At 44.2% G+C, this 5,348-nt stretch carries 6 protein-coding genes; 4 read left to right on the top strand and 2 right to left on the bottom strand.

Going from position 1 to position 5,348, the window contains the following annotated elements; translation table 11 throughout:
* Positions 1 to 170: 170 nt before the first annotated feature.
* The gene (locus IQ224_RS21295) at positions 171 to 581 is read left to right on the top strand and encodes an Hsp20/alpha crystallin family protein (RefSeq protein WP_002762759.1); all 411 of its coding nucleotides are present in this window, start codon (positions 171 to 173) and stop codon (positions 579 to 581) included.
* Between the two features lie 58 nt (positions 582 to 639).
* Here IQ224_RS21295 and hpf read toward each other — a convergent pair whose 3' ends face one another.
* Positions 640 to 1,239 carry a ribosome hibernation-promoting factor, HPF/YfiA family gene (hpf, locus tag IQ224_RS21300; protein ID WP_002744660.1) on the bottom strand — a complete coding sequence of 200 codons (600 nt, stop codon included), beginning with the start codon at positions 1,237 to 1,239 and terminating at the stop codon, positions 640 to 642.
* A gap of 473 nt (positions 1,240 to 1,712) precedes the next feature.
* Here hpf and lipB point away from each other — a divergent pair, with 473 nt between their 5' ends.
* The 3 genes from lipB (at position 1,713) to IQ224_RS21315 (ending at position 3,943) form a co-directional block, all read left to right on the top strand.
* Positions 1,713 to 2,381 (top strand): lipoyl(octanoyl) transferase LipB, encoded by a 669-nt coding sequence (lipB, locus tag IQ224_RS21305; RefSeq protein WP_002744661.1) that lies wholly within the window; start codon positions 1,713 to 1,715, stop codon positions 2,379 to 2,381.
* A 1-nt stretch (position 2,382) separates the two neighbouring features.
* Entirely contained in the window at positions 2,383 to 3,645 is a 1,263-nt protein-coding gene (locus IQ224_RS21310; RefSeq protein ID WP_002744663.1) for a pentapeptide repeat-containing protein, read from the top strand.
* 67 nt (positions 3,646 to 3,712) lie between these two features.
* On the top strand, positions 3,713 to 3,943 hold the full coding sequence (locus tag IQ224_RS21315; protein WP_002792496.1) for a hypothetical protein: 231 nt from the start codon (positions 3,713 to 3,715) through the stop codon (positions 3,941 to 3,943).
* Here IQ224_RS21315 and IQ224_RS21320 read toward each other — a convergent pair.
* Entirely contained in the window at positions 3,932 to 5,128 is a 1,197-nt protein-coding gene (locus IQ224_RS21320) for a homocysteine biosynthesis protein (RefSeq protein WP_194033468.1), read from the bottom strand. The two genes, IQ224_RS21315 and IQ224_RS21320, sit on opposite strands and share 12 nt — an antisense overlap.
* Positions 5,129 to 5,348 lie beyond the last annotated feature (220 nt).

Genomic DNA, 5,348 nt, shown 5'->3' on the forward strand with positions numbered 1-5,348 from the left:
CCACTTCCCACACCCCACAACTTCCCACTGATAACTGATAACTGATAACTGATAACTGTATCGGTTATTGCGACTTTTTATTTCCTGAAAACCGCCTTGTGTAAGCCAAGTTAGTTGCTTATTATGGAGGTAATCGCAGTCAGAGAAAACCTCTCAAGGAAATTATTACTATGGCTTTCACTCTTTATTCTCCCTTCCTAGAAATTAATTCTGTTCAACGTCAAATCGATCAACTTTTTCAAGAAGTATTACCGACAACTTCATCGGTATCTCGTCCCCCGGTGGAAATCTCTGTTAATGAGGATTCCGTGCAATTGAAAATCGAATTACCCGGTGTGGATATTAAAGATATCGATGTGGAGGTTAGCAAACAAATGGTGGCTATTAATGGGCAACGTCAACGCCCTGCCGAGGTGGAAAACAGCGAATTTTATTATGGTAAATTTAGTCGCTTGATTACCCTACCAGTGGAGGTGCAAAATAGCCAAGTTACCGCTAACTATCAAGACGGTATTCTTTATCTCACCCTCCCAAAAGCGGTGGCAGAAAAAAATAAAGTGGTGAAAGTTAATCTTGGTTAGATGAGAAAAAGACTGGAGAATTTCTCCAGTCTTTAGTTTTATTTGTGGTCGCTAACTGTTAATTGGATTCTTTGCCATTTACGTTAACGGTACGGGGTTGAATAACACCAAAACCGCCGTGATTGCGTTGATAGATAACGTTGATTTCGTTAGTGTCTTTGTTGCAGAACATAAAGAAATCGTGATCGACTAATTGCAATTGTGTTAGTGCTTCCTCAATAGTCATCGGTGGCATAGCAAAGTATTTCATCCGCACTACTTCCGCAGGTAATTCGGGGGTGCGATCGCCAATTAGGTTATCATCTAAGGGTTTTTCTTGCACCACCTCGCTAGTTTTAACGGTGGAGTGGGTGCGATGATCCACCAGTCTCTCTTTATACTTGCGGAGTTGACGAGCGATTTTATCAGAAACTAAATCAATACTTGCGTACAAATTTTCGCTTCCTTCTTGAGCGCGAATCACTGTTCCATTAGCATAAACCGTTACTTCCGCTTTGTGGCGATCAGGAATGCGTGCATTCTTTTCCACGGAGAGGTGAACATCAACTTTTGTGGTTATGCCGTTAAAATGTTTCACCGCTTTCTCCAGCTTTTGTTCCACATAATCATGAATAGCTTCGGTGACAGCGATATTATTGCCCTGAATCAATAGCTTCATACTCACTACTCCATCTAAAAATTTTGCTATAGACCGTCCACATCAACTATTTTTAAGGGATGTTGATGCTAGGAATTTAATCCTCAAAAATCCGCTCGATCGCGCTGTTGTCAGAGGTCACAGTCTAGATATTGTCGGTGTTTTCGTTCTCTTTTTTTTGTCGGATCGCGCGGAAAATTCATCGGGTCGAGCGCCTATTTGCAACTGGATTTATTTACCTCTATTCTAACAAGTTTCTGCAAAGCTTTTCTTAACAGAAGTGCGAAGTTCTGTTAACTTTTATTTAAAGAAACCGATTTTCGCCGCCAGCAAGAGAATCTGGTGATTGTTTCTCCTGTGGGACGGTTAACATCCGAATAGATGGGATATCCTTAGATTAGCACTTAGTATTCTCCCCAACATCTATATCTTCCCTTCTTTTAATCTTCCTTTGCGCTCCTTTACATTTCTTAAATATTTTGACACATCTCGCAATGAATGCTCAAAAAATACCTCGTCTCTGTGGGCTGAAAATTCAGGCAATTACCCCCTATTCTCTGGCCTGGGCGCAACAGCGATCGCTGGTGGCGGCGAGAATTGCCGATCCTGACTTACCCGATGTGCTGCTCCTACTGGAACATCCCCCCGTTTACACCCTCGGTACTGGTTCAGATATTAAGTTTATTAAATTTAATCTTGACAAAACCGATAAAGAAGTGTACCGAATCGAGCGAGGAGGGGAAGTCACCCATCACTGTCCGGGGCAGTTAGTGGGCTATCCGATCCTCAATTTGCGCTATTATCAGCAGGATTTACACTGGTATTTGCGACAATTAGAAGAAGTCATCCTGCAAACTATCGCTATTTATGGATTGTCGGGGGAAAGAATCGCGGGACTGACGGGGGTATGGGTAGAAGGGTATAAAATAGGGGCGATCGGTATTAAAGTTAGTCGTTGGATTACCTATCATGGTTTTGCCATTAATGTTTGTCCGGATTTAAGCGGTTTTGCCGAAATTATTCCCTGTGGGATTGCTAATAAACCCGTGGGCAGTTTACAGCAGTTTCTGCCTAATATTAGTCTTATGCAAGTACAGCAAGATTTATCGAGAGTTTTCGCCTCAGTTTTCGGTGTGGAATTATTTTCTCTTGACAAGGATTAATATGAGCGATCGCAAAGACCCAGAAAAACTCGCAGCAGAAAATAGGGCCGATAACCCCGAAAATAACGGTAAAACCAGTTTATCGCCCCCCGATGCCTCCGAATACGTCTCCTCTTTATCTTCGCGTAATCCTCTGCGTCAGCGCATCCTACTATTAAAAGATCTTCGGCCGGGTAACGCGGGGTTACTGTTGGCCCCCCTGATGGTGATGACTATCGGCCTCGTCTTTAGCTGGGACTGGTTAGGCTTTTCTGGGGCGATAGTAGCGATATTAATATCTTTACAGGTGATTTTACCCTCTATTCGCCAGTGGATCGCCCATTATCTCACTCCCTCTGAACGTCAGACGGTTTTCGCTTTTATCGTTTTTATTGCTGCTCTGGCCGGATTAGGGAAATATTTAGGAGTTTACGAGCGCATATTGCGATGGTTAGACAGTTTTAAATACGATGAGTTCGGTTCCTGGGCCGAGTGGGTGGGGGCCTTGGGACAGATTATGATCGCCGTGTTAGCTGTCTATGTGGCCTGGGAACAGTACGTTATTTCTAAGGATTTAACCATACAGCAAAATCGCATTACCCAACAACAGACGATCGATTCCTATTTTCAGGGGATTTCCGATCTAGCCTTGGATGAGGAGGGATTTTTAGAAGATTGGCCCCAGGAAAGAGCGATCGCAGAAGGTCGCACCGCTTCTATCCTCAGCAGTGTCGATGCCTCTGGGAAAGCGAAAATACTGCGTTTTTTGAGTCAATCGCGGCTATTATCACCGATTAAACGCGATCGTTATCTAGGCCGACCGATTCTAGACGGGGAAGGGGGTTATGCGGAGGATCGAGAGTTCGGTACAAGAGTAGTACAATTGGGGGTAATGTTAGCGGGGGCCGACATTTCTGGGCAGGATCTGCGCTGGACCGATTTAAGCGAAGCGAATATGGTGCGGGCCGATTTAAGTTATAGCGATTTGGTGAAAGCAAATGTATCGCGGACAATTCTCTACGAAGCTAATTTAAGAGGGGCAGATATCAAAGGGATGCGTTTATTTTATGGTTCCCTAGAAAATGCTACCCCCCGCAGTCGTACCGTTCCCCCCAATTATGACAGTGGAGAACACACGGGAGCAGTGGTAGAAAATGTCAATTTTACCGGGGTGAAAAACATGAGCGAGGAACAACGTCACTATTGTTGTCGTTGGTGTGGGGAAAAGTCCCGCGCAACCATTCCGGGGGGATGTGCTGATATTGCCAATCTTTTGGGCCGTTAACGGAGGCGGTCGGCGGTCGGCAGTGTTATAATCAGTGGTATTAATGGCCAATAATTCCCGCAAACTTATGAATCAAAAAGTCGTTATTCTTGCCACTGCTTCCGCTAGTTTATTAGCCCTAGCAGTTACCACGAACTCCGTACAAGCTGCCCCAGAGTCCTTTCATCCTAGTTTCAATACCGAGAACTTAGGTGACATGATTATCGCCAAGACAACCGGGGAAGAAAATCCGATTTTACGTCATCTTAATTGTAGTTGTGCCGCCTGCACCCAATCCCTTAACTCCTCACTCAATTGATAATTTTCCGCCCCAACGATTCTGGGGAATAAAAGTCCGCTCTAGATTAATTTTTGCCACGGGTTCTGTAAGGGTAAATTCTCCCGATTCGATCAGTGCTTTTAATTCTAAAGCGGCTTCCCGGGACAGGGAAATACTGGCCAAAGGAGCCACCCTCACACTTTTTCCCTCGATCATAATCCGACCGCTTTTTAGTTTAGCGTAGGTGATTAAACCAAAGGTAGGACGGACTCGCCGGGGAATGGAAAAATCTACCACTGGGGCGACAATTTCCTCATCTTTTACGGCACAATGTCGAACGATTTCCTCGCTTAAAATCGGAATCGGTACTGCTACCCCTAACATTAAAGAAGCCCCATAATTTTTGAAATAACAACCCCGCACCCAGCGAGCATTCATTTGTTTAGCATCCCCAATTAAGGCTAAGGTGGAAGCTGGACCAATAGGAGTTCGATTTTGTAGGCGTTTTTGCAGGGGAAAATGTTGGGTTCCTTCCCAGGCAATATAACCGATTCCTCCTCCCAAAAAAATGCGCGTACCGATGCCTATAGCCTCTAAATCTGGGTCATTTAACAGGGGAGAAATTGCCCCGGGGTTAGAATACACTGCATTACCTAATCGTGGCTGTAGTGGTCCCAAATAAGTATATAAAGTCCGCTCTCCCCCATTGACTCCGACGATAAAATTCTGGTAGAGATTGCGAGGATTAAAAAGATAAAATTGATTGATAGTCTCCTTAGAAATAATCGTTTCAAAAGAAGTGCGAGGATAACAATCGGTGGACTGGCCGACAGCGCGCAATTGAATCGATTTTCCAGCGATTAAATCCTCAATAATATGTCCGCCGCCCCTTTCGGGATTTTCTCCCTCTAAATTCTCATTTTTCGCCGCTAGATCACTAATAGCACTGGCTCCTAAATATAAATCCACCGCCCCAAAACCAGCATAAGCAGGAATCCCATCTAACCAACATTGACGAATTTTTATCGGCGGATCCGTCTGACCTAAATTAATAATTGCCCCCGAAGATTCCATCGGTTCAAAGGTTCCCGTACAAACCACATCTACTTGGGAAAAAACCTCCTTAATTCCCATCTCGCTCACGCGGCTTTTTAATTCCTCTACTGTCCAGACTACAGCAGTTTTTTTAGCAATTTTGTCGTTGATTTCAGCGATTGTTCTCATAATAAGTAGCTGGTTATAATTAAATTGAAGATGGCTCCCCCCTTAATCCCCCCTTAATAAAGGGGGTGCCGATCCCCCCTTAATTCCCCCTTAATAAGCTATCCATTAGTCACATCTTTCTTAACATAAAATTTGACAAAAAGAGAAAAGTGTGCAAGATGGCTCAAGGAGGTTCTATGGGGGGACTAATTTGATGAGATAGTTTCCAAGTCTGGCTGAT

This window comes from Microcystis sp. LEGE 00066 (genome assembly GCF_015207925.1).
GTDB classification, from domain to species: domain Bacteria; phylum Cyanobacteriota; class Cyanobacteriia; order Cyanobacteriales; family Microcystaceae; genus Microcystis; species Microcystis ichthyoblabe_A.